This is a genomic window from Streptomyces sp. XM4193, from assembly GCF_023072595.1.
In the GTDB taxonomy this organism is placed as follows: domain Bacteria; phylum Actinomycetota; class Actinomycetes; order Streptomycetales; family Streptomycetaceae; genus Streptomyces.
Genome location: NZ_JALLGK010000001.1, coordinates 230,710 through 256,932 on the forward strand (window position 1 = coordinate 230,710; position 26,223 = coordinate 256,932).

Sequence of the window (26,223 nt, forward strand, 5' to 3'; positions counted from 1 at the left end):
AGCATCGGACCCAGTCCAACGCCCAAGGAGCCTGATTCGTGGACACGATCCTCGGTCCTCTCTATGTCGCAGTTTCCTGGATCATCGTCCAGTTCCACTCGCTGTTCAGCCTGGTCTTCCACGAGGACAGTGGTTGGGCCTGGGGACTGTCGATCGTGTTCCTGGTCGTCGTCATCCGTATCGCCCTGATCCCGCTCTTCGTGAAGCAGATCAAGGCGACGCGGAACATGCAGGCGATCCAGCCGAAGATGAAGGCGATCCAGGAGCGCTACAAGAGCGACAAGCAGCGCCAGTCCGAAGAGATGATGAAGCTGTACAAGGAGACGGGCACCAACCCGCTCTCCAGCTGTCTGCCGATTCTGGCGCAGTCGCCGTTCTTCATCGCGCTCTTCCAGGTGCTCAACAAGATCGCGCAGGACAAGACGGTTGGTGTTCTCAACTCCGACCAGGTCGACAGCGCTCGCGAGGCGACCGTCTTCGGCGCTCCGATCGCGACGAAGTTCATGGACTCCGCCAGCAAGATTGCGGAACTCGAAGCCTCGCTGACTCAGGTCCGTGTCGTCACGGTCATCATGATCGTGATGATGTCGCTGTCGCAGTTCTACACACAGCGGCAGATGATGACGAAGAACGTCGACCTCACGGTCAAGACGCCGTTCATGCAGCAGCAGAAGATCCTGATGTACGTCTTCCCTGTCATGTTCGCCGTCTTCGGCATCAACTTCCCCGTGGGTGTCCTCGTCTACTGGCTGACCACCAACGTCTGGACGCTCGGCCAGCAGATGTACGTCCTCAAGCGCAACCCCACCCCTGGCTCGATCGCCTACAAGCAGCGCCAGGAGAAGCTGATCGCCAAGGGCAAGATCAAGGTGGACCCGGCCGAGGTCGAGGCCAAGGAAGCCGCCGAGCGTGCCCGGGCCACTCGTACGCAGCCCAAGCGCCAGTCGAAGTCGCAGCGTGACTCCACCGTCTCGATGAACAAGCCGGCCGAGAAGAAGCCCGGTCAGAGCAAGTCGCATCAGGGCAAGGCACAGGGCAAGCGCCCGAACCACGGCAAGAAGAAGCAGTCCGCGAAGAGCAAGAAGTGAGGAGTCCATCGGTGACCGACACCACCGAGGCCGCTGAGGGCACCGACACCCTGACCCGACTCGAGCAGGAGGGTGAGATCGCGGCTGACTATCTGGAGGGTCTGCTCGACATCGCAGACCTGGACGGCGACATCGACATGGACGTCGAGGGCGAGCGGGCGCTGGTCTCCATCATCAGCGACGCGCACACCCGCGACCTCCAGAAGCTCGTCGGGCGCGACGGCGAGGTGCTGGAGGCGCTGCAGGAGCTGACCCGTCTCGCCGTCCACCGCGAGACCGGCGACCGCAGCCGGCTGATGCTGGACATCGCCGGCCACCGTGCGCGCAAGCGCGAGGAGCTCACCGAGCTGGGCACCAAGGCGGTCGAAGAGGCGAAGTCCGCGGGCGAGCCCGTCAAGCTCAGGCCGATGACGCCCTTCGAGCGCAAGGTGGTGCACGACGCCGTCGCGGCCGAGGGCCTGCGGAGCGAGTCCGAGGGCGAGGAGCCGAACCGCTGCGTGGTCGTCCTTCCGTGACGGAGCAGAGCGGAACGCCGCGACTTCAGGAGCTGCCTGCCGCTCCTGAAGTCGCGCGCGAGTTCTTCGGTGAGTCCTTCGGCGAGGCACAGCGTTACGGCGAGCTCCTTGCCGAGGCGGGCGTCAAGCGCGGTCTCATCGGACCTCGTGAGGTCCCACGGCTGTGGGAGCGCCATCTGCTCAACTGCGCGGTGCTCTCCGAAGTGGTGCCGGAAGGCGTCACGGTCTGCGATGTCGGCTCGGGAGCCGGTCTGCCGGGCATCCCGCTGGCGCTGGTGCGACCGGACCTGCAGATCACCCTGCTGGAGCCGCTGCTGCGTCGTACGACCTTTCTGCGGGAGGTCGTCGAACTGCTGGGCCTGGACCATGTGACGGTCGTGCGCGGCCGGGCGGAGGAGGTGCTCGGCTCGCTGGAGCCGGTGCATGTCGTCACCGCCCGCGCGGTGGCGCCGCTGGACCGGCTGGCCGGCTGGGGCGTACCGCTGCTGCGCCCGTACGGCGAGATGCTGGCGATCAAGGGCGACACCGCGGAGGAGGAACTGCTGGGCGCCCGCGCGGCGTTGCAGAAGCTCGGCGTGGTCGAGACCTCCGTCGTGCAGGTCGGCGACGGCGTGGTGGACCCGCTCTCCACGGTCGTACGAGCCGAGGTGGGCGAGAGCCCCGGGGGCGTCCGGTTCGCCGCGAAGCGTGCCAAGGCCGCCCGGGTGGGGCGTGCCACCCGTCGACGCCGTACCCGTTGACGGCTTGCTTGCTGTAGTGACCGCCGGCCCGGGGCTTTCTGCCCCGGGCCGGCGGTTCTCTTGCGTCGGAGTCGACGCGCTGGGCCGTACGGTGCGGGGCGTGTGCTCCAAGCAACCGTCATGGCGGTGCGGGGCGGAGTGTCGCTGCGTACGGTGTGCAGCCCGGGTGCATCGTGTTTCACGTGAAACGTCGCTCTCTGCTTCAGGGAATCATCAGTCGTGGTCGTGCGGCTGCCGCTCCACGCGACCGTAAGCACAACCAGAGCCCCGCTGTTCCGTCGGCAACGGATAGGTTGTCCACAGGTAAGCGGGGCTCTGTGGTTCAGAACCCCGAAGGCATGGCAGGCTTTGAGACTGTCAACGCGCCTTGCGAGGAGAGTGAACCGTTGCGGTCCGACGCCAACTTTGCGGGACCGATGGCCGAGCCGGTCCCCGGTCCCCGTTCCGAACTGGCGGATGTTTCACGTGAAACTCGGGAAACACCGCCTCCGATGGACGACGCCCCCGTCGGTCGTGCCGCGCAGCAGGCTGTCGAGGCGATGACCCGCGCTGCGGGCGAGGGCCTCCCCAGACCCGAGGAGACGCGGGTCATGGTGGTCGCCAACCAGAAGGGTGGCGTCGGCAAGACCACTTCGACCGTCAACCTGGCGGCTTCGCTCGCTCTCCACGGCGCGCGCGTGCTGGTCGTCGACCTCGACCCGCAGGGCAACGCCTCGACGGCCCTGGGCATCGACCACCACTCCGATGTGCCCTCGATCTACGACGTGCTGGTCGACAGCAGGCCGCTGTCCGAAGTGGTCCAGCCGGTCAAGGACGTCGAGGGGCTGTTCTGTGCTCCGGCGACCATCGATCTGGCGGGCGCCGAGATCGAGTTGGTCTCCCTCGTCGCACGAGAGAGCCGCCTCCAGCGCGCGCTCAGCGCATACGAACAGCCGCTGGACTACGTACTGATCGACTGCCCGCCCTCGCTCGGCCTGCTGACGGTCAACGCACTGGTGGCCGGTGCAGAGGTCGTCATCCCGATCCAGTGCGAGTACTACGCGCTGGAAGGGCTCGGCCAGTTGCTGCGGAACGTCGACCTGGTGAAGGGTCACCTCAACCCGACGCTCCACATCTCGACCATCCTGCTCACCATGTACGACGGCCGGACCCGGCTGGCGTCGCAGGTGGCAGAGGAGGTCCGGAGCCACTTCCGCAACGAGGTGCTCCGGACCAACATCCCCCGCTCGGTACGGATCTCCGAGGCACCCAGCTACGGCCAGACGGTTCTGACGTACGACCCGGGCTCCAGCGGTGCCCTCTCGTACCTGGAGGCCGCGCGGGAAATCGCTCTGCGGGGAGCTCACCCGCACCAGGAACAGCACAGCACGGTGGAGGGCAAGCAGTGAGTGATCGACGGAGAGGGTTGGGCCGCGGGCTCGGCGCGCTGATCCCCGCCGCTCCCAAGACGGACGACTCCGCCGACGGGCAGACCGGCGCCAGGAGCGGCAGCACGGCGGCAGGTGTGCTCGGTTCGGACCGCGGCGTGGCTGCGGCGAAGGTGGTCGCGGGCAAGGGCGGCGCTGCGAGCACTGCCTCCGCGAGGTCCGGCGGAGGATCCGAGGAGGCCGCCGCCGGCGAGCGCCAGGCAAGCGGTACGGTGCCGGCGCAGAACGACGGTGCCTCGGCCGCGGCGTCCGAGACGGTGGCGGGCGCGTACTTCGCAGAGGTGCCGCTCGACGCGATCAGGCCCAATCCGCGTCAGCCGCGAGAGGTCTTCGACGAGGACGCACTGGCAGAGCTGGTGACCTCCATCCAGGAGGTCGGTCTTCTCCAGCCGGTCGTGCTGCGCCAGTTGGGCGGTGACGCCTACGAGCTCATCATGGGTGAGCGTCGTTGGCGGGCCTGCCGCGAAGCGGGACTGGAGAAGATCCCCGCGATCGTACGGGCGACCGAGGACGACAAGCTCCTCCTGGACGCCCTGTTGGAGAATCTGCACCGGGCTCAGCTCAACCCGCTGGAGGAGGCCGCTGCGTACGACCAGCTGCTGAAGGACTTCAGCTGTACGCACGACCAGTTGGCGGACCGCATCGGGCGTTCGCGTCCGCAGGTCTCCAACACGCTCCGCCTGCTGCGGCTGTCTCCGCCCGTGCAGCGCAGGGTCGCAGCCGGAGTTCTCTCGGCCGGCCATGCGCGGGCACTGCTCTCCGTCGACGACGCGGAGGAGCAGGATCGACTGGCTCACCGCATCGTCGCCGAGGGGCTCTCGGTGCGAGCGGTCGAGGAGATCGTGACCCTGATGGGGTCGGAGAGCTCCAAGAAGCGGCCCAGGAAGCCGCGTGCGGGGAAGCGGATCTCGCCCTCGCTGGACCAGCTCGCCGGTCGGCTGTCGGACCGCTACGAGACGCGAGTGAAGGTCGACCTGGGGCAGAAGAAGGGGAAGATCGTCGTCGAGTTCGCCTCGATGGAGGATCTGGAGCGCATCCTGACGCAGATGGCGCCGGGCGAGGGGAAGGTGCTCGACCAGCTCCCCGGGTCCGAGAGCGAGGACGAGGAGTAGGAACGGTTCTGGGAGAAGCGTTCTGAGCGAAGTGCACGAGCGCCGCGCGGAGTTGATCCGCGCGGCGCTCGTCTGTGCGAAGACGTACTGCGCGGCGGTGTGCGGGTGTTCCTGGCCGGCCGCTCACTCTTGGGGCACGACTCGGGCGCCGCGCCCCAACCCTGTCCGGCGGCGCGCTGCTTGTGAGCCGGGCAGAGGGGCTGAGAAACGGCGAACGGGCTGCCGCGTGGTGCGGCAGCCCGTTTCACGTGAAACGCGAACAGCGGTGATCAGCGAAGGCGCGGAGCCCAGGCGTTCCTCAGATCGCGGCAGCGGCCTGCTCGGGCTCCGCAGCCTCGGCGATGCCGTCGGTGAGCGCGGCGAGGTAGCGCTCTGCGTCGAGTGCGGCGGAGCAGCCGGTGCCGGCTGCGGTGATCGCCTGGCGGTAGGTGTGGTCGACGACGTCACCGGCGGCGAAGACACCCGGGATGTTCGTACGGGTGGAGGGGCTGTCGACGGTGAGGTAGCCCTCCTCGTCGAGCGTGAGCACGTCCTTGAACAGCTCGGTGCGCGGGTCGTGGCCGATGGCGACGAAGAGGCCCGAGACTGCGAGCTCCTTGGTCTCGCCGGTCTTGGTGTCGGCGAGGGTCAGCGAGGAGAGCTTGCCGTCCGTCGAGTGGATCTCCTTGACCTCGCTGTCCCAGGCGAAGGAGATCTTCGGGTCGGCGAACGCACGCTCCTGCATGGCCTTCGAGGCGCGCAGGGTGTCCCGACGGTGCACCACGGTCACGGACTTGGCGAAGCGGGAGAGGAAGGTGGCTTCCTCCATGGCGGTGTCACCGCCGCCGATGACGGCGATGTCGTGCTCACGGAAGAAGAAGCCGTCACAGGTGGCGCAGTAGGACACACCGCGACCGGAGAGCTCGTCCTCGTTGGGCAGGTTCAGCTTGCGGTGCTGAGAACCGGTGGTGACGATCACCGTCTTCGCGCGGTGGACGGTGCCCTCGGAGTCGGTGACCGTCTTGATCTCGCCGGTCAGGTCCACGGCGGTGACGTCGTCCGGCACCAGCTCGGCACCGAAGCGCTCGGACTGGGCGCGCATCTGGTCCATCAGCTCGGGGCCCATGATCCCGTCCTGGAAACCGGGGAAGTTCTCCACCTCGGTGGTGTTCATCAAGGCGCCGCCGGCGGTGACCGAGCCCTCGAAGACCAGCGGTTCGAGCGAGGCGCGTGCGGTGTAGAGCGCAGCGGTGTAGCCCGCGGGCCCGGAGCCGATGATGATCACGTTACGGACGTCGCTCACGGGGGTCATCCTTGTCTGCCGAGGTTTCCTGCATCTGCTGGACGGAGCCTTCACTCCATCCAACGCGATCCTACGGGGCGCGCATTCCCGCTCGACGTCGCCTCGTGCCGAGTCCCACCCGCCGACGCGAGCCGACGGGTGGGTGCGGCCGGCTCAGGGGCGTTCGACGGTCTGCTCGGCGAGCACCTTGCCGGGCCCGCCGTCGGCGGAGTCGGTGCAGTCGGCGCCCACCACATAGGCGTCCACCTGACGCTGCTCGCCCTCATGCGGCAGGACGACGACGTAGGACTCCACGCCCTCGTACGTCTCGCGGCTGACGGCGAGCGGCGTCTCGGTGCGGTCGATGGCCTTGCTGACGCAGTCGGGCACCTCAGTGGCGGTCTCCGCGCCGAAGGGGCTGGCGCTGGAATCCTCCTGACGGCTCGGCTGCCCGGGGTTCCTGCTGCCCTCGGCGGACGGCGGTTGCTCCCGTGAGGTGTCGTGGGGCGAGGCGTCCAGCAACTCTCGAACCTGGCTGTCCAGATCGGCTGCGGCGATGCCGCGCTCGCCGTCCTTCGTGGTGTCGCTCTGTGCGATGCCCGCGCTGTCGTCGTTGTCCTCCATCAGCAGCGGAACCATCAGCCCGCCGACGACGAGCGCCGCACAGGCAGCCGCGGAGGTGAGGATCAGCCGGCGCCGTCGGGAGGAACGCCCCGGACCGGCGCTTGCGCCGCTGCGCGAGGGCGGCCGACGGGAAGCGCCGCCGCGGCGCTCGCGCAGGGGAGCGGGCTTGCCTGTTTCACGTGAAACAGGCGCTGCCGTATCAGTCTCCGCAGAACCAGACCGCACCGAACCAGGCTCCGCAGAGCCGGGATCCGTCGCGGGATCCGCTGCTGCCGCCGTGCTGCCGACGGCCGTGCTGCCGACGGGCGTCCTGTCCGGTGCGGAAGAGGCGGTGGCCGCCGACTCGGCGCGGGTCTCCGCGTCCAGCAGCGCTTCGGCGGCCAGTGCCGCGTCGATGCGCCCGGCCACGTCCTCCGGCATCCTGATCGGCCCCGGCAACGTACCGAGTGCCGAGCGGATCTCCTCCAGCGAGTCCCGCACATCTGCGCAGAGCGTGCAGGAGGCGAGGTGTGCGGTGACTTCGGCGGTACGGTCGGGCGGCAGCAATCCTTCGCCCAGAGCGGAGATGTCGGCGACCTCAGGGTGCTCGTCAGCTCCGGACGTCGGGAAAGGCTCGGTCATGAGGGTGCACCTCCGTCCTTCACTGCTCCGGCTCCTTCGCCCTGTCCTGCCGGTGGGACGGATGTCCCCCGCGTCCGGTTCCGCTCCGGTTCCCGCTCCTTCGCCGTCGGGGCTCTGGTGGAGCCGCGGCCGGTGGCGTCCGGCGGCCCGCTCCCCCGGTCCTCGGGGTCGCTGCCCGGGCGCAGATGCCGGACGAGCGGGAGCAGCCGGGCTCTGCCGCGGGCGCACCGACTCTTGACCGTGCCGGGTGGGATGTCGAGCATCCGGGCGGCCTCGGCGACCGGGTAGCCCTGCATGTCGACCAGGACCAGGGCTGCGCGCTGGTCGGTCGGCAACTCGTCGAGCGCCGCGACCACCTGGCGTTGGAGATCGGCCCGCTCCGCCGGTACGGCCGCGGACTCCTGCGGTTCGAGCAGCTGGTCCAGCTTCTCCGTGTCGTCGGTCAGGGACATCCGGCGCGACGCCGCCTTGCGTGCGCGGTCGATGCACGCGTTGACGGTGATGCGGTGCAGCCAGGTCGTCACCGCGGACCTGCCCTGGAAGGTGCGGGCCGACCGGTACGCCGAGACCAGCGCGTCCTGAACGGCGTCCGCGGCTTCCTCGCGGTCGCCGAGCGTCCGCAGTGCCACGGCCCACAGCCGGTCGCGGTGGCGGCGCACGAGCTCGCCGAAGGCGTCGGGGTCGCCGTCGACATGACGGGTCAGAAGCTCGGCGTCGGTGGCCTCGGCAGGGGCGGACGTGCCGGGTGACTGCCTGGCGGGATCGTGATCGGTCATGGTGGGGCAGATCCTAGGACCCCTTCACCACCACATGCGAGATCCCCTGCTTGTATCCGGCTGAACTGAAGCCGTCGCTGCCCGAGTGCGGCATCGCCGTCAGCCACACCAGAACGTAGCGGGACTCCACCGGCTTCTTGAGCTTCACCGCGGCGGAGGAACTGGTCGTCTTCGCGGCGCCGATCCTGGGCAGCGAATCCGGTCCGCCGGACGGAGCGAGGGAGTCGGGGGCGTAGAGCGCGATCTCCGTGTGCTCGCCGCTGTTGCGCAGGTCGAGGGAGACGGAGGAGATCTTCTTCGCCTTGCCGAGGTCGTAGACGATGCCGACGCCGTCCTTGTACGGGGCGGTGGCCGGGCCGTCCTGGAAGCTCTTGGTGTTCCAGTGGGTCTTGGGGTCGCCGTCGTAGCTGAGCGCCACCTTGTCGGCGGCCTGCGGGCGGCCGTCGGGGTAGTACTCCCGGGCGTCCTGGATCGTCAGCCTGCTGCCGGCGGCCTGCTGCTTCGGCTTGTCGTCGGAGCCGGAGTCGTCGGCGTCCTGCTCGCCGCCACTGGCCCCGCCGCCGTTCATCAGCGCGTCCGCCACCTGCCAACTGCCCAGACCGAGGGCGGCGATGAGCAGTGCGGAAACGCCCCACTTGAGCGCCTTGCCGGTGCGTCCGGGCAGGGTCGGGGCGGGCGCGGCGGGGACAGGGTCGTGGGACGCTGCCGCCGCCGCTGCCTTGTTCGGGTAGGCGCCGTGGGCGTACGGCGGGTACTCCCGGCGCTGGTAGGGGGCGGGGAAAACCGGCTCGGGTGCCTTGATGCGGGGGAGTTCGGTCAGCGCGGTGACCAGCTCCTGCGGTGTGGTGCAGGGCGGGTCCTGGCTGGTGGCGGTGGCGCCCTTGTTGACCAGCGCGCGCATGGCGACGTCGGACAGGCCGCGGTGCACACCGGCGCGGACCTGGTCGGGCGGGAGAGTGCCGCCCGCCAGGCCGGCGACGCCGGTGAGGCCGTACGCGTCCCGCTCGTAGGGCCAGCGCTGGGTCAGCGCGGCGTAGAGCAGTGCGCCGATCGCCTCGGTGTCCACCCGCTCGGGGCGGTCGTCGGTGATGCCGCGCAGCGCGGCGTTCACCGCGAGGCCGCGGATGCGGTACTGGCCGGAGCCGGTGCGCAGTACGGCTCCGGGGGTCAGGCGCAGATGGGCGAGCCCTTCGCGGTGCGCCGAGGCCATCGCCTGGCCGACCTGGTGGGCGAGCTGGTACGCGTCGTACGGCTCCAGCGGGCCGGCCGCGAGCACCTCGGTGAGCGGCACCGCGTCGGGCAGCCATTCGTGGACGACGTAGACCATGTCGCCCTCTTCCACCGCGTCCAGCACCTGGACGAAGCGGGGGTCGCCGAGCAGGGCGGAGGAGCGGGCGGCGTCGAGCACGGCACGTGCTCTGCTGTGCCCCGCGGGCAGCAGGTGGACGCCCACCGCGCGCCTGAGCTTCTCGTCCACGGCACGCCAGCTGCTGAAGCCGTCGAGCCTGGTGGTGCACTCCTCCAGGCGGTACCGGCGGGCGAGCTTGTGACCGCTGTGCAGCTCGCTCGGAGCGCCTTTGGTGCCTGCGGGGGTGCGGTGCGGCCTTCTGCCGTCGGCCGTGGCCTTCTCCTCGGAGCCGTCGGAGTCCTCGGACCTCTCGGTCCTCGTCGTCCGCGTCGTTGCCTTCTCGGGCCTCGACGAACTCTTCGGTTCGGTCGGCGCGCTCGCCGGGGGCGGAGTCTCCTCGCTCCCGTCGGTCGCGCTCGCCACGTCAACGGCAGCTGTGTTTCGTTCCGCCACCGTCGCTCCTGCCTCCCCATCCGCTTGCTGCCGTCATCGGTGCACCTCGGTCGTCGGCGCACATCGCGCGACTACCCGACACCGGGCGGCAGATTCGGCCTTTCGGCTCTGCAGCCCTGTGACCTTGGTGACCTTTCCCGCGTGGCAGTGCGGGAGAGGTCGCTGTCTCCTTGACGGATCGACAGCGCCATCGGATCCCCTGGCGGCTGAACTTCAGCCGTGAGCGGAACCCGGCCAAGACAATTGTGCCTGTAGTCCTCGACATGCACGACACATGGCACCGGTGAAGGGTTGTATCAGCGCCCGAGCTTGGCGCGAACCATCCCCACCATCGCGGTCATCTCCTGTACGCGCAGCCGTTTGGCGGCGAGCACGAAGACCACGGCGAGCACCACCGACCCGGCCAGCAGCGAGGCCGCACCGCCCAGGAAGCCGCTGCCCACGGCGCCCAGCACGAAGTACGCGGTGGCTCCGGAGAGGGCGGCTGCCGGCACGCTGGCGAGCGCGAGACGGGTGTACGTCCGGATGATCGGTCCCGCGTCCGGGGTGGCGTTCTCCTTGCGGCTCAGACGCCGCCAGGCGATGAGGACGCCGACCGCGTAGGCCACGCCGTAGAAGCCGGCCATTCCGGCGACCGCCCAGCGGCTGGGCAGCACCAGGTAGCAGAGCCCGGCGCCGGCGGCGTTTCCGGCGGCGACGATGACGGTGTTGTAGAACGGCGTGCGGGTGTCCTCGAAGGCGTAGAAGGCGCGTAGCACGACGTACTGCACGGAGAACGGAATCAGGCCGACTCCGAAGGCCATCAGGATGAAGCCCATGGACGCCGCGGCGGTCGTTCCCGCCGAGGAGAAGAGCACCATGCACATCGGCACACCGAGTGCGATGAAACCGAACGAGATCGGGACGATGGCGACCGCGGAGGTGCGCAGCCCGTGTGAGAGGTCGTCGCGCACCGCGCCGAGGTCGCCGTCGTGCGCGGAGCGGGAGAGCCGGGGCAGCAGCGCTGCCATGACCGAGACTGTGATGATGGCCTGCGGCATCTGCCAGATCAGCAGGGCGTTGTTGTAGCCCATGATGCCCGCGCCGGCGTTGCCCGCCTCGGCGGCGTCCGCGCCGGCCGAGGTGGCCAGCTGCGAGATGACCACCAGGCCCGCCTGGTTGGCGAGGACGAAGAGGATCGTCCACTTGGCGAGTTTGGCGGCCTTGCCGAGGCCGTGGCCGCGCCAGTCGAAGCGCGGGCGGAAGTTGAAGCCGGCGGCGCGCAGATAGGGGACCATCGCCAGGGCCTGCACGACGAGGCCGAGCAGCGTGCCGATGCCCAGCAGCCGTACGCCCTCCTCGCTGATGGTGGTGACACCCAGCTCCGAGCTGCGCTGCGTTCCGTACACCCAGATGAAGGCGCCGAAGGTGGCGATGATGACGATGTTGTTGAGGACGGGGGTCCACATCATCGCGCCGAAACGGCCGCGCGCGTTGAGGATCTGGCCCATGACGACGTGCACGCCCATGAAGAAGATCGTGGGCAGGCAGTAGCGGGCGAAGGTGATCGCGACGTTGCTGGCGTCCTCGTTGCCCGCGATGGGCACCGAGAGCATCTTGATCAGCAGCGGGGCGATGAGCACGGCGATGCCGACCAACGCGGCGAGCGCCACCATGACGAGGGTGAGCAGCCGGTTCGCGTAGGCGACTCCGCCGTCGTCGTCGTTCTTCATCGCCCGGACGAGCTGGGGCACGAAGACGGAGTTGAGGCCGCCGCCGATCGACAGCATGTAGATCATCGTCGGCAGCATGTACGCGATCGTGTACGTGTCGCCGAGCATCGCGGCGCCGAGCGCGGCGGTGATGACCACGGTGCGCAGGAAGCCGGTGAGGCGGGAGACGAGCGTACCGGCGGCCATGATCGCGCTGGACTTCAGCAGACCGCCGCCTCCGCCCGACTTCCGGGCGGCCGCGGGCTCGGGTTCCGGCGCGGCGGACTCCGGTGCCGGGGTCTCGCCGGGCGGCGGAGGCGGCGGGCTCTCCGCCCCGGGCTGGGGCGCGGCGGACTGCTGCGGCGGGAACGGCGGGTGGCCGGCCGCGGCGGCGGGCGTCTGTACCGGCGGCTGGTGGACCGGCGGCTCCTGCCCGCCCGGCTGCTGCGGGTGCCGGTCGGCGGGCGGCGGGTACGGGGAGCGCGGCGCGGCGGTCGGTGTGTGCTGAGCGGCCGGCGGAGCTGCGTTCTGGTCGCGGAAGAGGTGCGCGAAGGCGTCGTCGTTCGGCAGCGCCCTGGGAACGTCGTCGCTGGGCTGCTGCCCGGTGCGTTCCCGGTCGGTGCCCTGGGCGTGCGCGAGGAGGTCGTCGACCCCCGTGTACTGCGCGCGCGGGGCGTGGCCGCCGCGGCCGTCGTCGCCGTGGGGGCCGCCGTGGGGCTCGGGCGCGGGGGGCGTGGCCCACAGCTGCGGGTCGGGCATCTGGGGCTGCTGGTACGCCTCGGGCTCGCCCGGCGCCGGCGGGGGCGGGGGCGGCACGTTCCCGGGGTCGGCGTACGGCGCGGCGCCCGGGGTCGGGTCGTACGGGGCGGCGCCCGGCTGCGGGGCGTGCGGGTCGTACGACCCGTGCGGGCCACCCGAGCCGGGGTGCGCCTGCGGTGCGTGCCCCGGTGACTGCTGCCGCAGGTGCGGGTCGCGCCGGAAGGCGTCGCGCAGATACGGGTCAGGGGCAGCGCCCTGATCGGCGCCCGGGTCCTGGTCGGGCTCCCGGTCGTACGGCACGTTCACTGGTACCCCACCTCGTCGTCCGCGGGCTTCTGCCGGCCCCACACCTCGCTCAACGGTCCACCTTCTCACCTGCGCCGGGTGAGTCGGGCTTTTCCGGCCCGGTGTCCGTGTCCGGTGCCTCGGCGTCGGACGTCGAGTTGGGCGCGTCCGGGCCGGTTCCGGAGGTCTCCGGGGCGGGCGGGTCCGTCGGGGTCGTCCCGGCGGCGGGGCCGGCCGTCACATCGGCGGGGGCGTCCGGGTCAGCCGAGTCAGCCGTGCCGGCGGGGTGTGCTCCGGTGTCGGTGGCAGCGGTGGCAGCGGTGGCGGCGTCGGTGTCCGGCTCGGGCTCGGGGCGCTGGTCGGCGTCGGCGCCCGGTACGAGCGGGGCGTCCGGGTCAGGCGCGGGGCCCTGCCTACGGCGCTGGGTGTACATCCGCACGCCCGCGAGCACGACCAGCAGGACGCCGCCCGCGATCACCAGCAGCACCGTGGAGGTGATCTCGGTGACGTCGACCTGGAAGCGCATCGGCGGACCGTAGGGCTTGTTGTCCTTGGTGTAGAGCCTGGCCTCCAGCAGGGTGCGTCCGTTCGCCCTGGCGGAGGTCTCGAACTTCAGCGACTGGCTGTGGCCGCCCTCCACGACGACCTGCTGCCGCTCCTCCTCGATCTCCAGGCCGATGCGGCGCTGGGAGGTGAGCCGCAGCTCCAGCCCGTCGACCGGCTGGATGAGGTTGTTCTGCACGGTGACCGGGATGGTCGCGCTGCGACCGGACAGGGTCATCCGGGACTTCTGCACCAGCCGTACCTGGCGGGTGAGTTCGGACAGATACGCCTGGACGGACTCGCGGTAGGCGGCGGCCTCGTTCTCCCGGCCGCGCCAGGAGGTGGAGAGTTCGCGGCGCAGCGCGTTGCCGAAGGGGGTGACGACCCGGTCGTCCTGGCTGAGGATGACGGTGAAGTCGTCGAGGGTGCTCTGGGTGCGCTGCAGTTGCTTGAACGCGTTGGTGTCCAGCTCCTGTTGACGCAGCCGTGCCGGGTAGGCGCCCGTGCTCGGCACGCTCTTGGCGGCCTTGGGGTCGGGCTTCGCCTTCGACGCCTCGCCGAGCTCGGTGAAGTCGCTCCAGCCGGCGTCCTCCAGGGCCTCGACCGCTGCCGCCATGGCGCGTGCCTGGCTGGCGGAGGGCATGCGCTGCGGCGCGACGACGAGGTTGCGGGTGCCGGCGGCGTTCTGTTCGGAGAGCGCCAGGCTCTGGGCCACGAACTGCTGAACCGCCGAGGTGGCCTTCTCCGCGTTGGTCATGTCGTCGCGGAACAACTTGGAGAGCCGGGCGTCGGCCGACACCGCCGTCACACCGCCGCCGATCGGGCGGGCGGCGCTCGGGGTGTACGGCAGGCCGTCCGTCTCCCGGAGGCTGTCGCTGCGGGTGAGGATGGAGCGCGCGCCGCCCGAGGTGGCGACCGAGACGACCGACGGGTCGATGGCGCCCTCGACCGGCCAGGCGAAGTCGGTGTTCGGCGTGGTGTGCAGGATCGTCTCGACGGTCTTGCGCGCACCGTCGGTCGCCGGGCGCAGATGCCCCAGAGTGCCGCTGACCTTCTTGCCGTGGTGGGCCAGTGCGGCGAGGTCCGGGTCGCCGAACGGAAGCGCCACGACTTCCTTGTCCTCGACGGCCTCCTGGAGGTTGTTCAGCCAGCGCCTGGCGTCCGCGTTGGACCTGGTGTCGCCGGCCACGACACCTTCGGGCGTCTCGACCTTGTACGGCTTGGTCATCGCGTCGACCGAGGCCAGCAGATCGGGGTCGACTACCCAGCTCACCGGAAGGTTCTTGCCGAGCGCCACCAACTGCTCCAGCCGGCCGCCGGGCGCGATCTCCTTGGCCAGCCGGTCGTCACGGAAGACGGGCGTCTGGCGCCGGTCGGACTCGGTGCGGGCGGTGAGGTGCGATCCGGAGATCAGCGGCCAGACGAAGGTCATGTCCGTCTCGCCGCCGGAGCCGCCGTACTGCGGAAGGAAGGTGCGGGCGACCCCGAGAACGTGTTCGTACGGCTCCGCCCGGCTCTGACCGGTGAGCGTCACGCTGAGCTGATGGACCCCGTCGTCGCCGACACCCAGCCGCTCGACGGGCACCCGCAGACTGAACGAGCGGGTCTGGCCGGGGCTGAGGTCGTCGACCTCGACGGTGGTGCCCTTGCCGGAGACGCGGGTGCCCTCCTGTCCCGGCTGGAAGCCGGTGCGCTTGGCCGTCTGCTCGATCGCGCTGCGCGAGACGAGGCGCTGGCCGGAGTAGAGGACGATCTCGCCGTCCGAGATCGCGGTGCGGCTGCGGTTGGTCACGGTGCCGCTGAGGGTGAGCGTGCCGTCGGCGTCGGGCACGGCCGGGCTCACCGTGTTCAGCGTGACCTCGGCGCTGCGTGAGCCGGTGCCGTTCTGCAGGCGGTGCGGTGCTGCCTGTCGGCTCTGCGCGGCTGCCTGCTGCGCGCTCGGCTGCACGGCGGCCTGCCGTACGGTGCTCTGCGCGGCGGGCAGGGGCGTGCCGGGCGCGGAACGGGGGGCGTCGGCGTGTGCCGCCGTCACCGCGCCGGGCGTGCTGAGAATCAGCGGTACCAGCACGCACAGGGTCGTCGTACGACGTGATCGGCTCCTGCGGGCAGGCGCGCCAGAAGTACCGTGCTTGTTTGCCGCTTCGGCCACGCGCTGGTCCGTCCTGTGTCGATGCGCTCGTGCTGGTGATGGTCTTGCGCACTGCAGATGCTAACGATTGCCACAGGCCGCTCGTGCCGCGGAGTGTTTCACGTGAATCGTCGCCCACCGTCACCGGGCGGCAGGTTGTGCGGCGGCGTCTGCGACGGGTTCGGTGCCGCTCTGTGCAGAGGCGTGGCAAACGGCCACGTAGGCTCTTCTGCTGTGTCGAACGCCAAGACGGGCCAGCCCGAGAACGCCGAGAATTCAGACCACCGGGACACCGAGCGGAGTGCGGGTGACGGTGCAGCGCCGGCGCCCGGAAGCAGCGAACTCAGTGCCGTGCAGCAGCAGGCGGTGACCGAGCTGCTGCGGGTCGCGCCGGTCGCCGACGAACTCGCGCGCCGCTTCGAGCAGGCCGGCTTCTCGCTCGCGCTGGTCGGCGGCTCGGTGCGAGACGCACTTCTGGGCCGGCTCGGCAACGATCTGGACTTCACCACCGACGCCCGCCCCGAGGACGTCCTGCGCATCGTCCGCCCGTGGGCCGACGCGGTCTGGGAGGTGGGGATCGCCTTCGGCACCGTGGGCTGCCAGAAGGCCGCGGGGGGCGCGCAGAGTCCCGAGGCCAGCGGTGAGGCGACCGAGGCCGGCAGCGAGGCGACCGAGGCCGGCAGTGAGGCGACCACCTACCAGATCGAGGTGACGACGTACCGGTCCGAGGCGTACGACCGGGTCTCGCGGAAGCCCGAGGTCTCCTACGGCGACTCGATCGAGGAGGATCTGGTCCGCCGCGACTTCACGGTGAACGCCATGGCTGTGGCGCTGCCGGGGAAGCAGTTCATCGATCCGCACGGCGGGTTGCGGGATCTGGCCGAAAAGGTGCTGCGTACACCCGGTACGCCGCAGGAGTCGTTCTCCGACGACCCGCTGCGGATGATGCGGGCTGCACGTTTCGCGGCGCAGCTGGACTTCACGGTCGCTGAGCCGGTCGTCGCGGCGATGACGGAGATGGCGGACCGGTTGGACATCGTCTCCGCGGAGCGGGTGCGCGACGAGCTCAACAAGCTGCTGCTGGCGGCTCATCCGCGCAAGGGGCTCGCGCTGCTGGTCGACACGGGGCTTGCGCAGCGCGTGGTGCCGGAGATCCCCGCGCTGCGGCTGGAGCGCGACGAACACCACCGCCACAAGGATGTGTACGAACACTCTCTGATCGTTCTGGAACAGGCGATGGACCTGGAGGAGAACGGTCCTGATCTCACGCTGCGACTGGCCGCGCTGCTCCACGACATCGGCAAGCCGAAGACGCGGCGCTTCGAGAAGGACGGTCGAGTCTCCTTCCACCACCACGAGGTGGTTGGTGCGAAGTTGACCAAGAAGCGGATGGTCGCGCTCAAGTACCCGAACGAGCTGATCAAGGATGTGTCGCGGCTGGTGGAGCTGCATCTGCGCTTCCACGGCTACGGCGCGGGCGAATGGACCGACTCGGCGGTGCGCCGCTATGTGCGGGACGCGGGCCCGCTGCTCGACCGGCTCCACAAACTGACGCGTTCGGACTGCACCACTCGCAACAGGCGCAAGGCAAACGCCTTGTCGCGCGCGTACGACGGTCTGGAGGAGCGCATCTCGCGGCTCCAGGAGCAGGAGGAGTTGGACGCCATTCGTCCCGCTCTGGACGGCAATCAGATCATGGAACTGCTGGGTGTGGCGCCGGGCCCGATGGTGGGCAAGGCGTACCGGCACATGCTGGAACTCCGGCTCGAGGAAGGGCCGATGACGGAGGACGAAGCGGTGGCCGCGCTCCGGAAGTGGTGGGCGGCGCAGGCGAGCTGACTCCGCCGTACCGAAGACGAAGCGGGGGTGTGTTTCACGTGAAACACACCCCCGCTTGTCGCTCGATCGACCTCGGTCGGGTGGGTCGAGGTCGGCGGTCGCGACGGCGCCGTCCGCCCGCCGGACCCGCTTGAGCAGCAGGGGTGCGGGCCGGTCAGCCGTGGGATGCCGTTACTTGGCAGGGCCCAGGCAGAGGACGAAGGAGTCGCCCTTCTTCTGCTGGGTGTAGCTGGTGGTGGTGCCCTCGACGCTGTTGCACGAGAAGCTCAGCGAGCTGCCCTCGATCTTCTTCAGCACCTTGTGGGTGGCTTCCGAGTCCGAGCAGTCGAGCTTCTCGATGTCGGGGTCGCTGTCGGAGCCGGTGTTCCGGAGGCAGTCGCCGACAGCGACGTCCTCGGCGTCGTCCTTGGTGAAGAAGCCGTAGGCGGCGAGGCCCAGGCCCGCCACGACGACGATCGCGACGACGATCGTCTTGACCTTCTTGATCTTCTCCCACGGCGAGCTCTGCTGCGGAGGCTGCTGCCCGGGTATCCCGCCCTGAGGTGCGCCGGGCTGGCCGTACGGCTGGCCGTAGGGAGGCTGACCGCCCTGCTGCGGGTAGCCGTAACCCCCGCCCTGCGGCGGCATACCGCCCTGCGGAGGCTGACCGGGCTGACCGGGCTGACCGGGGTAGGGCTGGCCGCCGTAGGGCTGGCCGGGCTGGCCGCCCTGCGGGAATCCGCCGGGGGGCGGAGGAGGTGTGGACATGGGTGGTTCCCCCTGTGGTGTTCTGTACGCGCCGGTGCTCGGTACGCGTCCGAGTTCGGTACGCGCCGCGCATGTTCGAAGCGCAAAGCTAGCGAGCGGAGTTGAGCAGCGGAGAGGCAGGGTCCTCCAGGGTGCGAGAGCGGCTCGGCCCCTGGCGGGCCGCGCACTTCTCCACCGGGTGAACCCCCTTTCTCCGCAAGGCAGTTGGGCGCAGAAGCAGAGAACCGCGTCTGACCGCACACGCCGGGGGTCCGACGGACGTTCGTAACCTAGCCGCCGCCACTGACAGTTGGGCAGACAGCGGCAAGGGCTGTGACAGTGCTGATGCACATGACACACAGATGAGACCGGTGGGGCGCGGGCGGAGGGGCGGTGTCCGCCTCGGCGCCGGGGATCGTCCGGGAGTCGGGTGCCGGGAGCCGTCCGTGAACCGGCGCCGTTCGTCGGCCAGCTGTGAGCTGTGAGCTGTGAGCTGTGAGCTGTGAGCCGTGCGCCCGTCTGCTGTCCGGGGCTCGTGGCGTCGGTCGTGGGCGGGCTCGCCGCCGTCAGTCGCGCGCGAAGCGGCGTACTGCCAGTGCGGTGCCGCCGTAGAGAACGGCGACCAGAACCACCAGCGACGGCGAACGGCCGTCGGGCGGCAGTATCACCGCGGCCACCGCGGCGGCCCCGACGAAGGCGACGTTGTAGAGCATGTCGTAGAGCGCGAAGACCCGACCGCGGAATCCGTCCTCCACTTCCGACTGGACGACGGTGTCGGTGCAGATCTTCGCGCTCTGGGTGGCCATCCCCACGAAGAACGCTGCCGCCAGCATGGGAGCGGGGTGGAACGGCAGGCAGAGCACCAGCGTCAACACCGCTGCGGCAGCGGCGCAGAGCGCCATGTAGCCGAGCCGGCCGAACCGTTGGGCGGCCCAGGGAGTGATCACGGCGGCGGCGAAGAAGCCGACGCCCGAAAGTCCGAGAGCCACTCCGAGCAGCGCCATGCCGTCGGAGACATCGTCGCTCCAGGCGTAACGGCAGAGCATCAGCAGCATCACCGTCAAGGCGCCGTAGCAGAAGCGCAGCAGAGTGACGGCCGCCAGCGATTTGGCGGCGACGGAACGTCGGCGCAGATGGCGCAAGCCCATGAGCAGCCCGCGGGCGGTGTCGGTGAGCGCGGCGCGCAGCCGGGGCTGGAGGAACGACGGGTCGGGGCCGAGCTGGTCGCGCTGGAGCCGCAGCGCGGTGCCGGCGCTCAGCAGATAGATCGCGGCGGCAGCCAGGACGACGAGGGCGTCGGCGGCGGCACCGTCAGGGCTGACGACCCTGATGGCGATGGCGACGCCGCCTCCGAGGGTGGCGGCGAGCGTACCGGCGGTGGGGGAGACCGAGTTGGCGATGACCAGCCGCTCCTCGTCCACGACGCGCGGCAGCGAGGCGGAGAGCCCGGCGAGGACGAAGCGGTTGACCGCGGTGACGCAGAGCGCGGAGAGGTAGAAGAGCCACGTCGGTACGGAGGCGACGATCAGGGCGGCGGTGAGTGCGGCGAACACCGCTCTGAGCACATTGCCGTAGAGGAGCACCTGGCGGCGCTTCCAGCGGTCGAGCAGGACGCCGACGAACGGGCCGAGAAGCGAGTAGGGAAGCAGCAGGACGGCCATGGCGGCGGCGATCGCCCCGGGTGAGGTCTCGCTCTCCGGCGAGAAGACGACATAGCCGGCGAGCGCCACCTGGTAGACGCCGTCGGAGAGTTGGGAGGTGAGTCGGACGGCGAGCAGACGACGGAAGTCGCGGAAGTGCAGAAGTGTGCGGGCGTCGTTGATCGAACCGGTGCGCGCCTCAGCCATGTGAGCAGCTTCGCAGATCCCGCGGCGCAGCTGGATCTTGGCATCCGGTTGGAGTGGGGTGTGACCCTGTCCCCGGCCCTGTCCCCGTTCCCCGACTCCGGGACGTGTGCGAGGGGCGGCGAGCCGGGAGTGCTCCGGGACGCTGTTTCACGTGAAACAGTCCGCTGCGGAAACGGAGTTGGGACGTTCTCGCGGGAGAGCGCGGAACGGGGCGGAGAGGCGCCGCGGGGTGCGGGACGCCGTGGGTCAGGACGTCGGGGTGGTGCCCCAGCGGACGGTCATCGGCTGCTCGTCCTGGTCTCCACGGCTCTCCGTGCCGGTCGCGCCGGCAGCCGCCGGGCCGGCGCTTGCCGGCCGGCTTCCTTCGGGATACCAGGGTGTCTTCGTCGGGTCGGCGAGCGAGAAGCGGTCGGGGGCGTGGTCGAGCACTCCGCCCGAGGGGTCGTCCGAGCCGTCCCACCGGACGCAGTCCCGCTCGGGTCGCATCGCGTCCATGACCACGGCGCCGCAGAGGTAGAGGGTGCCGAGGATGTGTGCGGCGATGGCGAGGTGGTACGCCTCGGGGGTCAGTCCGTGGTTGTTGTCGCCGCCGTGGTTGTAGAGCAGGTAGTACCAGATGCCGAGGAAGTAGAGGACCTCGCAGGTCTGCCAGATGAGGAAGTCCCGCCAGCGCGGGCGGGCCAGTGCGGCGAGCGGGATCAGCCACAGCACGTACTGCGGGGAGTAGACCTTGTTGGTGAGGATGAAGAGCGCCACGACCAGCAGCGCGAGTTGGGCGAATCGCGGTCGTCGCGGTGCGGTGAGCGCCAGGAGTGCGATGCCGGCGCAGCCGACCAGCATCAGCACGGTGCCGTAGGTGTTGGCGTTCTCCAGCGGGTCGCCGGTGCGTTGGGAGATGATCAGCCAGATCGAGCCGAAGTCGACGGGGCGTTCCTGGCTGAAGGAGTAGAACTTCGACCAGCCGTCCCAGGCGACCAGCATCACCGGCAGGTTCGTCGCGAGCCAGGCGCCGGCCGTACCGGCCAGTGCGAGCCCGAAGTCGCGGTACTTCCCCGCCCGCCAGCAGAGCAGCAGCAACGGGCCCAGCAGCAGCACCGGGTAGAGCTTGGCGGCGGTGGCCAGCCCGAGCAGCACACCGAAGAGCAGCGGGCGGTTGCGGGACCAGGCGAGCATCGCGGCGGCGGTGAGCGAGACGGCCAGCAGATCCCAGTTGATCGTCGCGGTCAGGGCGAAGGCGGGTGCGAGCGCGACGAGCAGCGCGTCCCAGGGCCTGCGACGGTGCACCCGGGCGACACAGACGACGAGCAGCGCGGTGCAGGCCATCAGCATGCCCGCGTTGACCAGCCAGTACATCTGCTGGGCGTGCACCATGTTCTCGGAGCCGGGCGTCAGCCAGGCGGCCACCTGCATGAACAGCCCGGTCAGCACCGGGTATTCGAGGTACTCCATCCCGCCGCTGTACTTGGCGATGCTGTCCAGGTACGGCACCGCGCCGTCCGCGAAGCCGCGTCCGGTGTAGAGGTGCGGGATGTCGGAGTAGCAGGCGCTCACGTACTGGGCGCCCTGTCCGAAGAACCAACCGCCGTTGTAGCAGGGCAGCTTCTGCACCATGCCGAGCGCGAACATGCCGAGCGCGACCAGCGCCACGACCCGCACCGGGGTCCACCAGTTGGTGCCGGTCAGTGCCCGGCGGCCGAGCGGGCCACCGATCAGCTCGGACCCGGCCGAGGCGACCTTGTCCTGAGCGGTGGGCGGTACCGGGCTGTCGTCACGCACGCTCATGGGCCCATCCTGCCTTACGGTGCCCGCCGGGCCCGTTGGGGAGGCGGACACCGCAGGGCGTCGGAGACGGCGCCGGAGTCGGTGTTCGGTGTCTCGGTCGGTGACGGTGTCGGCTCGGGTGCCGTCGCGGGGGTCAGGCCCGCGGGAGGGCGGCGGTGAGCTCGGCGAGGTCCGGCGGGTTGGCGCCCGCGCGCGAGACGGTGACGGCGGCGGACGCGGCAGCGTGGCGGAGCACGTGGCGCAGGGTCGCGGCGTCGAGTGCGGCGAGCCGTCCGCGGGCGGCGGCGCCGAGCAGCCCGGCGCCGTCGAGCGCGTGCAGGGTGCCGGACATGAAGGCGTCGCCGGCGCCGACGGTGTCCACCACCTCGACCGGGGCGGAGGGCTGCTCCACGGTCAGTGTGGCGGTACGGGCGAGTGCGCCCTCGGCGCCCCGGGTGATCAGCACCAGCGCGGGACCGGATTCGGCGGTGGCCCACTGCTCGGCGATCGACTCGAGCGGTCGGCCCGGGTAGAGCCAACTCAGGTCCTCGTCACTGGCCTTGACCACGTCGCTGTGTGCCACGCACCGCTCCACCTGCGCCACGGCGTCCGCGTGGTCGCCCATGAGCGCGGGCCGCACGTTCGGGTCGTAGCTGATGGTGGCGGTGGGGCGCAGCTTCTCGGCGAGCGCGAGGACGGTCGTGGCGCCCGGCTGCACCGCGGCGCCGATGGAGCCCAGATGCAGATGCCTGCGACCGTCGGGGACCGGAGTCTCGCGCAGCGTCCAGGCGATGTCGAAGGAGTAGCGGGCGGATCCCGCGGAGTCCAGGTGGACGACGGCGGAGGGGGTGCGTACGTCCTCGGGGCCGTCGGTGTGCAGGACGACACCGGCGGAGCGCAGATGTGCGGCGATGAGCTCGCCGAGGCGGTCGTCGCCGAGCTGGGTGAGGAAGTGCGCCTCGTGGCCGAGCCTGGCGAGCCCGTACGCGACGTTCGCCGGGCTGCCGCCCGGGTGTACGCGGTCCGCGAGGCCCGGCTCCTGGACGATGTCCGCGACGCATTCGCCGGTCACGAGCATGGTTGAACTCCCTTGCTGTACGGGGGTTTTCGGGGCGTTCGCGGGGCGCGCGCCCGGATGGTCAGACCGAGCCGCGCTCGACGAGCGGGCAGTCGAGGACGAGCTGGACGGGGGCCGGCGTGCCGGGGTGCGGGCCGCGGCCGGTGCCGGCGCCCACTGTGGTGTCGGTCGTACGGACGCCGGTCCGGGGGTCGGTGGGTGCGTCCCGCGGACGGCGTCCCGCGGTGGCGGCGGGGGCGTCGGCGGTGTCGGGGGCGGCGGTGGTCGCGGTGAGGCGGGTCAGCAGCTCCACGCCGCGCACGCCCATCTCGTGGAAGGGCAGCGCGACGGTGGTCAGTCGGGGGCGGAGGCCGGTGGCGATCAGCTCCTGGTTGTCGAAGCCGATGATCGCGAGGTCGTCGGGGATGCGCAGCCCGAGCTCCCGTGCGGCGTCGTAGGCACCCATCGCCATCCGGTCGTTGGCGCAGAAGAGCGCGGTGGGCGCGGAGGCCGTGTCGAGCAGCGCGCGAGCGGCCCGGTGCCCGTCGTCGGCGGTGGTGCCCGCGGTGACCACGAGCCCGGGGTCGAGGTGCGACTCCGCGGCGCGCAGGGCCTGTTCGTAGCCGCGGCGGCGGCCTTCCGCGGCGGGCATGGTGGCGGCGAGGTTCAGCAGCGCGACACGGCGGTGGCCGGCTTCCAGCAGACGGCGGGTCGCGGTACGGGCGCCGCCCTCCTCGTCGGGCAGCACACTCGGCAGCCGGCCCTCGGCGTCCCGGCAGTGGACGAGGACGGTGGGCACCTCGTACGCGGCCGGCGGCAGGGCGACGATCCGGTGCGAGGCGGTGGCGTACAGCAAGCCGCCGGGGCGCTGCTCCAGCAGCTTCTCGACGGCGACGGCGTCGAGTTCGTCGGCGGGGGCGGTGCGGGTGTCGGCAGTGTGGGCGTCGGCGCTGCCAGGGTCGGCGGGGGCGGTCTCGTGCGGGGTGCGCGGGCTCCTGTGGGTGCTGCGGGGCGCGGGCCGGGTACGGGCGGAGGGGCTTTCGGGGCCGCCGCCCCCGCGGTCGCTGCCTGCGGCGATGAGCAGGAAGCGGTTGTCCGCCCAGGCGCGCTGCTGGGCGCCGCGGATGATGTCGAGCGCGTACGGCTCGGTGACGATCTCGGAGATCAGGCCGAAGGACTCGCTGCGACGTGAGGCCAGGGCGCGGGCGCCGGCGTTCGGCCGGTAGCCGAGCTCGTCGGCGGCGGCGAGGATACGGGCCCGGGTGCGTTCCGGAATGCTGGTGTCGGTACGGCCGTTGAGCACGAAGGAGACGCTGGTGCGGGAGACGCCCGCGTGACCGGCGACATCGCTCATGGTGACGCGGCGCGCGGGGCGCGGCGGGGTGTGATCGCGGCGCGGCGGGGCGGATGGTGCGGTTGGCGGGAGGCCCGGGACGTCCGCGCCGGGGTGTGCGGTGGCGTCCGGTGCGGTGGCGTCCGGTGCGGGGGTGGCCGGTGCGGTGGAAGTGGCCGGAGCGCCGGGGGCGTTGGGCGTCGGGGGGTCGTCCGGTCCTGCTGTGCGGTCCGGTGTCACGGTCGCCTCCACGGCTTCGGGCCGGTGTGTCGCCACGGCCGGGCGGATCGCGCGTTTCCTCGGGTAACGCGCGTTAGGCGAGGGTGAACGCAACGTACGGCCGCCGCGTCGCGGCTGTCAACAGCCCGGCGGCGGTGGCCCGTTCCGGTGGTGGTGGCGGGCCCGGTGGCGGTGGGCCGGAGCGCCCGCGGAGGGTGCCGGGCGGTGCGGTCCTGTGCGGTTCCGTGCGGTCCCGTCGGGTGTGGGCGGTGCGGCTGCGCGGGGCTGGGCGTGGGAGTGGGGTGGGAGTGGTGTCGTGTGGTTCGGGGTGTGGTCGGCCCGGGGTGGGAAGCGGGTCCGAGCCGTGAGACGTGCGGGGGTGGTGGGTTGACGGCCGCTTTCGCGTTGGCCGACGATCACTGTGGCGCCGTCACGTCGTGCGCACTCCGAAGGGTGGTCCAGTGGACGCGGTCGAGGCTCTGGCGATCGGTGCCGCCGCCATCGCCGCCGGCGGTATCAACGCGGTCGTCGGATCGGGCACGCTGATCACCTTCCCCACGCTGCTGGCCTTCGGCTACCCGCCGGTGCTCGCCAACGTCTCCAACACCCTCGGGCTCGTCCCCGGCACCCTCAGCGCGGCCTGGGGCTACCGGCGGGAGCTGCGCGGTCAGTTGCGGCGGGTGCTGCGGTTCGGTTCGGCCTCGCTGCTGGGCGGACTGCTCGGCGCGCTGCTGCTGCTGAAGCTGCCGGAGTCGGCGTTCGACACCATCGTTCCGGTGCTGATCCTCAGCGCGTGTCTGCTGGTGCTGCTGCAATCGCGCATCAACCGCTGGACGCGGGAGCGGCGGGCGGCGAGCGAGCGGCCGCGCGAGGACGGCGGGCTGCCGATGTGGTGCGGTGTGCTCGGCACGGGGGTGTACGGGGGCTACTTCGGCGCCGCCCAGGGCGTCATCCTGATGGGCCTCTTCGGGAGCTTCCTCCAGGAAGAACTGCAGCGGCTGAACGCGGTGAAGAACGTTCTTGCCTCCCTCGTCAACGGCGTCGCGGCCGTCATCTTCATCGCGGTCGCGCAGATCGCCTGGAAGGTGGTGCTGGTCGTCGCCGTCGGCGCGACGATCGGCGGGCTGCTCGGAGCCCGGATCGGTCGGCGTCTGCCGCCCGCGGTGCTGCGCGGGGTGATCATCGCGGTGGGTATCACCGCGGGCGTGACCCTGATGGTGCGCTGAGCAGCCGAGGGGCGGGCGCGGGCGCGTCGGGTACGGGGCGTCGCGTACGGCGCTTCGCGCGTACGGAGCGTCGGTACATCGGGAGACCGGTGCGGGCGGGGTCTCAACAGCCGGGACGGCCGGGGCAGTTGGCCGGGGCGCGACGCCGCCCGTTGGGCAAACAAAGTGTTCACAATAAACCGTTGACTTCACCGTGTTGCGCCCGCACTCTGGTCGGCATGGAGAACGCAGCCCAGCAGCAGTCCGGCGATCCCTTCGTCGCGCCCCACCCCGAGCAGGCCCGGGCGGAGCGCGTGTACGCCTCCCTCTTCCGCATCGCCGAACGCCATGCGGCCACCGCCGAGCAGCGCGCCCGGCAGGCCCATCCCTCCGTGCTCGGCCCGCACGAGGCCGTACGGCTGGTGTCGTTCCTGCTCAGCGGTGCCGCGAAGCTCGACGAGGACGAGCCGGAGGTGGACCGGTCCGACATCACCGCCGCGCTCAGCCTCGTACCGCTGATGCGCGGCGAGATGGACGAGCTGGAGGCGGGCTTGCTGCGGATGGCGCGCGGACGCGGGATGACCTGGCCGGACGTGGCCTTCGGTCTCGGGCTGGCCACGCCGCAGGCAGCCCGCCAGCGCTGTGCCCGCCTCGCCGAACGCACGCACGACGCCGGATCGGACGGACGATCCGACGCCGGTGTGGCTGCGCCGAGTGCCGGGGCGGCGACGGAGTGAGCCCTGCGGGCGGCGCCGGCTGTCGTACGGCCGGCGCCGCCCACCGGGGTCCCGTACCGACCGGCCCAACCGGCCGGACAACGCGACCTGTTGGAGGCCCGTGCGGCTCGGTGCGCCCCGTGCGGCTC

19 protein-coding genes are annotated in these 26,223 nt (G+C 70.9%); 8 read left to right on the forward strand and 11 right to left on the reverse strand.

Annotation, left to right across the window (positions count from 1 at the left end):
• Nucleotides 1–38 precede the first annotated feature (38 nt).
• From yidC to MTQ01_RS00990, 5 genes are all read left to right on the forward strand, one after another.
• Nucleotides 39–1,088 carry a membrane protein insertase YidC gene (gene yidC / locus MTQ01_RS00970; RefSeq protein ID WP_247486370.1) on the forward strand — a complete coding sequence of 350 codons (1,050 nt, stop codon included), beginning with the start codon at nucleotides 39–41 and terminating at the stop codon, nucleotides 1,086–1,088.
• Between the two features lie 11 nt (nucleotides 1,089–1,099).
• Entirely contained in the window at nucleotides 1,100–1,603 is a 504-nt protein-coding gene (locus MTQ01_RS00975; RefSeq protein ID WP_247486371.1) for a R3H domain-containing nucleic acid-binding protein, read from the forward strand.
• Nucleotides 1,600–2,343, forward strand: a complete 744-nt coding sequence (gene rsmG, locus MTQ01_RS00980) for a 16S rRNA (guanine(527)-N(7))-methyltransferase RsmG (protein ID WP_247486372.1) — start codon at nucleotides 1,600–1,602, stop codon at nucleotides 2,341–2,343. The genes MTQ01_RS00975 and rsmG overlap by 4 nt, the downstream gene beginning before the upstream one ends.
• Nucleotides 2,344–2,681: 338 nt before the next feature.
• A complete protein-coding gene (locus MTQ01_RS00985; RefSeq protein ID WP_282613117.1) occupies nucleotides 2,682–3,731 on the forward strand; it encodes an AAA family ATPase in 1,050 nt (349 codons plus the stop codon).
• Complete coding sequence (locus tag MTQ01_RS00990) at nucleotides 3,728–4,882, forward strand: ParB/RepB/Spo0J family partition protein (RefSeq protein WP_247486373.1); 1,155 nt, start codon at nucleotides 3,728–3,730, stop codon at nucleotides 4,880–4,882. Before MTQ01_RS00985 ends, MTQ01_RS00990 begins: the two co-directional genes overlap by 4 nt.
• Before the next feature lie 298 nt (nucleotides 4,883–5,180).
• On the opposite strand, the gene trxB is transcribed toward MTQ01_RS00990, so the two are convergent.
• The 6 genes from trxB to MTQ01_RS01020 all read right to left on the reverse strand — a co-directional run bounded on the left by trxB (nucleotide 5,181) and on the right by MTQ01_RS01020 (nucleotide 15,392).
• A complete protein-coding gene (trxB, locus tag MTQ01_RS00995) occupies nucleotides 5,181–6,164 on the reverse strand; it encodes a thioredoxin-disulfide reductase (RefSeq protein ID WP_247486374.1) in 984 nt (327 codons plus the stop codon).
• Between the two features lie 153 nt (nucleotides 6,165–6,317).
• A complete protein-coding gene (locus tag MTQ01_RS01000; RefSeq protein WP_247486375.1) occupies nucleotides 6,318–7,388 on the reverse strand; it encodes an anti-sigma factor in 1,071 nt (356 codons plus the stop codon).
• The gene (gene sigM / locus MTQ01_RS01005) at nucleotides 7,385–8,164 is read right to left on the reverse strand and encodes an RNA polymerase sigma factor SigM (protein WP_247486376.1); all 780 of its coding nucleotides are present in this window, start codon (nucleotides 8,162–8,164) and stop codon (nucleotides 7,385–7,387) included. Before sigM ends, MTQ01_RS01000 begins: the two co-directional genes overlap by 4 nt.
• A 13-nt stretch (nucleotides 8,165–8,177) precedes the next feature.
• Nucleotides 8,178–9,965: a protein kinase family protein gene (locus MTQ01_RS01010; RefSeq protein ID WP_247486377.1), complete on the reverse strand. Its 1,788-nt coding sequence runs from the start codon at nucleotides 9,963–9,965 to the stop codon at nucleotides 8,178–8,180.
• Nucleotides 9,966–10,261: 296 nt separating this feature from the next.
• Nucleotides 10,262–12,721, reverse strand: coding sequence for a murein biosynthesis integral membrane protein MurJ (murJ, locus tag MTQ01_RS01015; RefSeq protein WP_374207562.1), 2,460 nt, complete (start codon nucleotides 12,719–12,721; stop codon nucleotides 10,262–10,264).
• A 49-nt stretch (nucleotides 12,722–12,770) separates the two neighbouring features.
• Nucleotides 12,771–15,392 (reverse strand): DUF6049 family protein, encoded by a 2,622-nt coding sequence (locus MTQ01_RS01020; protein ID WP_374207563.1) that lies wholly within the window; start codon nucleotides 15,390–15,392, stop codon nucleotides 12,771–12,773.
• Between the two features lie 330 nt (nucleotides 15,393–15,722).
• Here MTQ01_RS01020 and MTQ01_RS01025 point away from each other — a divergent pair, with 330 nt between their 5' ends.
• Nucleotides 15,723–17,210: a CCA tRNA nucleotidyltransferase gene (locus MTQ01_RS01025; protein WP_247487632.1), complete on the forward strand. Its 1,488-nt coding sequence runs from the start codon at nucleotides 15,723–15,725 to the stop codon at nucleotides 17,208–17,210.
• 171 nt (nucleotides 17,211–17,381) lie between these two features.
• Here the strand turns inward: MTQ01_RS01025 and MTQ01_RS01030 are convergent, their stop codons facing one another.
• The 5 genes from MTQ01_RS01030 to MTQ01_RS01050 all read right to left on the reverse strand — a co-directional run bounded on the left by MTQ01_RS01030 (nucleotide 17,382) and on the right by MTQ01_RS01050 (nucleotide 24,174).
• Nucleotides 17,382–17,957, reverse strand: a complete 576-nt coding sequence (locus tag MTQ01_RS01030; RefSeq protein WP_247486379.1) for a hypothetical protein — start codon at nucleotides 17,955–17,957, stop codon at nucleotides 17,382–17,384.
• 545 nt (nucleotides 17,958–18,502) lie between these two features.
• Entirely contained in the window at nucleotides 18,503–19,783 is a 1,281-nt protein-coding gene (locus tag MTQ01_RS01035; protein WP_247486380.1) for an MFS transporter, read from the reverse strand.
• A gap of 246 nt (nucleotides 19,784–20,029) precedes the next feature.
• Nucleotides 20,030–21,565: a glycosyltransferase family 87 protein gene (locus MTQ01_RS01040; protein WP_247486381.1), complete on the reverse strand. Its 1,536-nt coding sequence runs from the start codon at nucleotides 21,563–21,565 to the stop codon at nucleotides 20,030–20,032.
• 133 nt (nucleotides 21,566–21,698) lie between these two features.
• Nucleotides 21,699–22,622: a carbohydrate kinase gene (locus tag MTQ01_RS01045; protein WP_247486382.1), complete on the reverse strand. Its 924-nt coding sequence runs from the start codon at nucleotides 22,620–22,622 to the stop codon at nucleotides 21,699–21,701.
• Between the two features lie 61 nt (nucleotides 22,623–22,683).
• Entirely contained in the window at nucleotides 22,684–24,174 is a 1,491-nt protein-coding gene (locus MTQ01_RS01050; protein ID WP_247486383.1) for a LacI family DNA-binding transcriptional regulator, read from the reverse strand.
• Nucleotides 24,175–24,614: 440 nt separating this feature from the next.
• Here MTQ01_RS01050 and MTQ01_RS01055 point away from each other — a divergent pair, with 440 nt between their 5' ends.
• Nucleotides 24,615–25,379 (forward strand): sulfite exporter TauE/SafE family protein, encoded by a 765-nt coding sequence (locus tag MTQ01_RS01055; RefSeq protein WP_247486384.1) that lies wholly within the window; start codon nucleotides 24,615–24,617, stop codon nucleotides 25,377–25,379.
• Nucleotides 25,380–25,597: 218 nt separating this feature from the next.
• Entirely contained in the window at nucleotides 25,598–26,095 is a 498-nt protein-coding gene (locus MTQ01_RS01060) for a DNA-binding protein (protein ID WP_247486385.1), read from the forward strand.
• The last annotated feature ends 128 nt before the right edge of the window (nucleotides 26,096–26,223 follow it).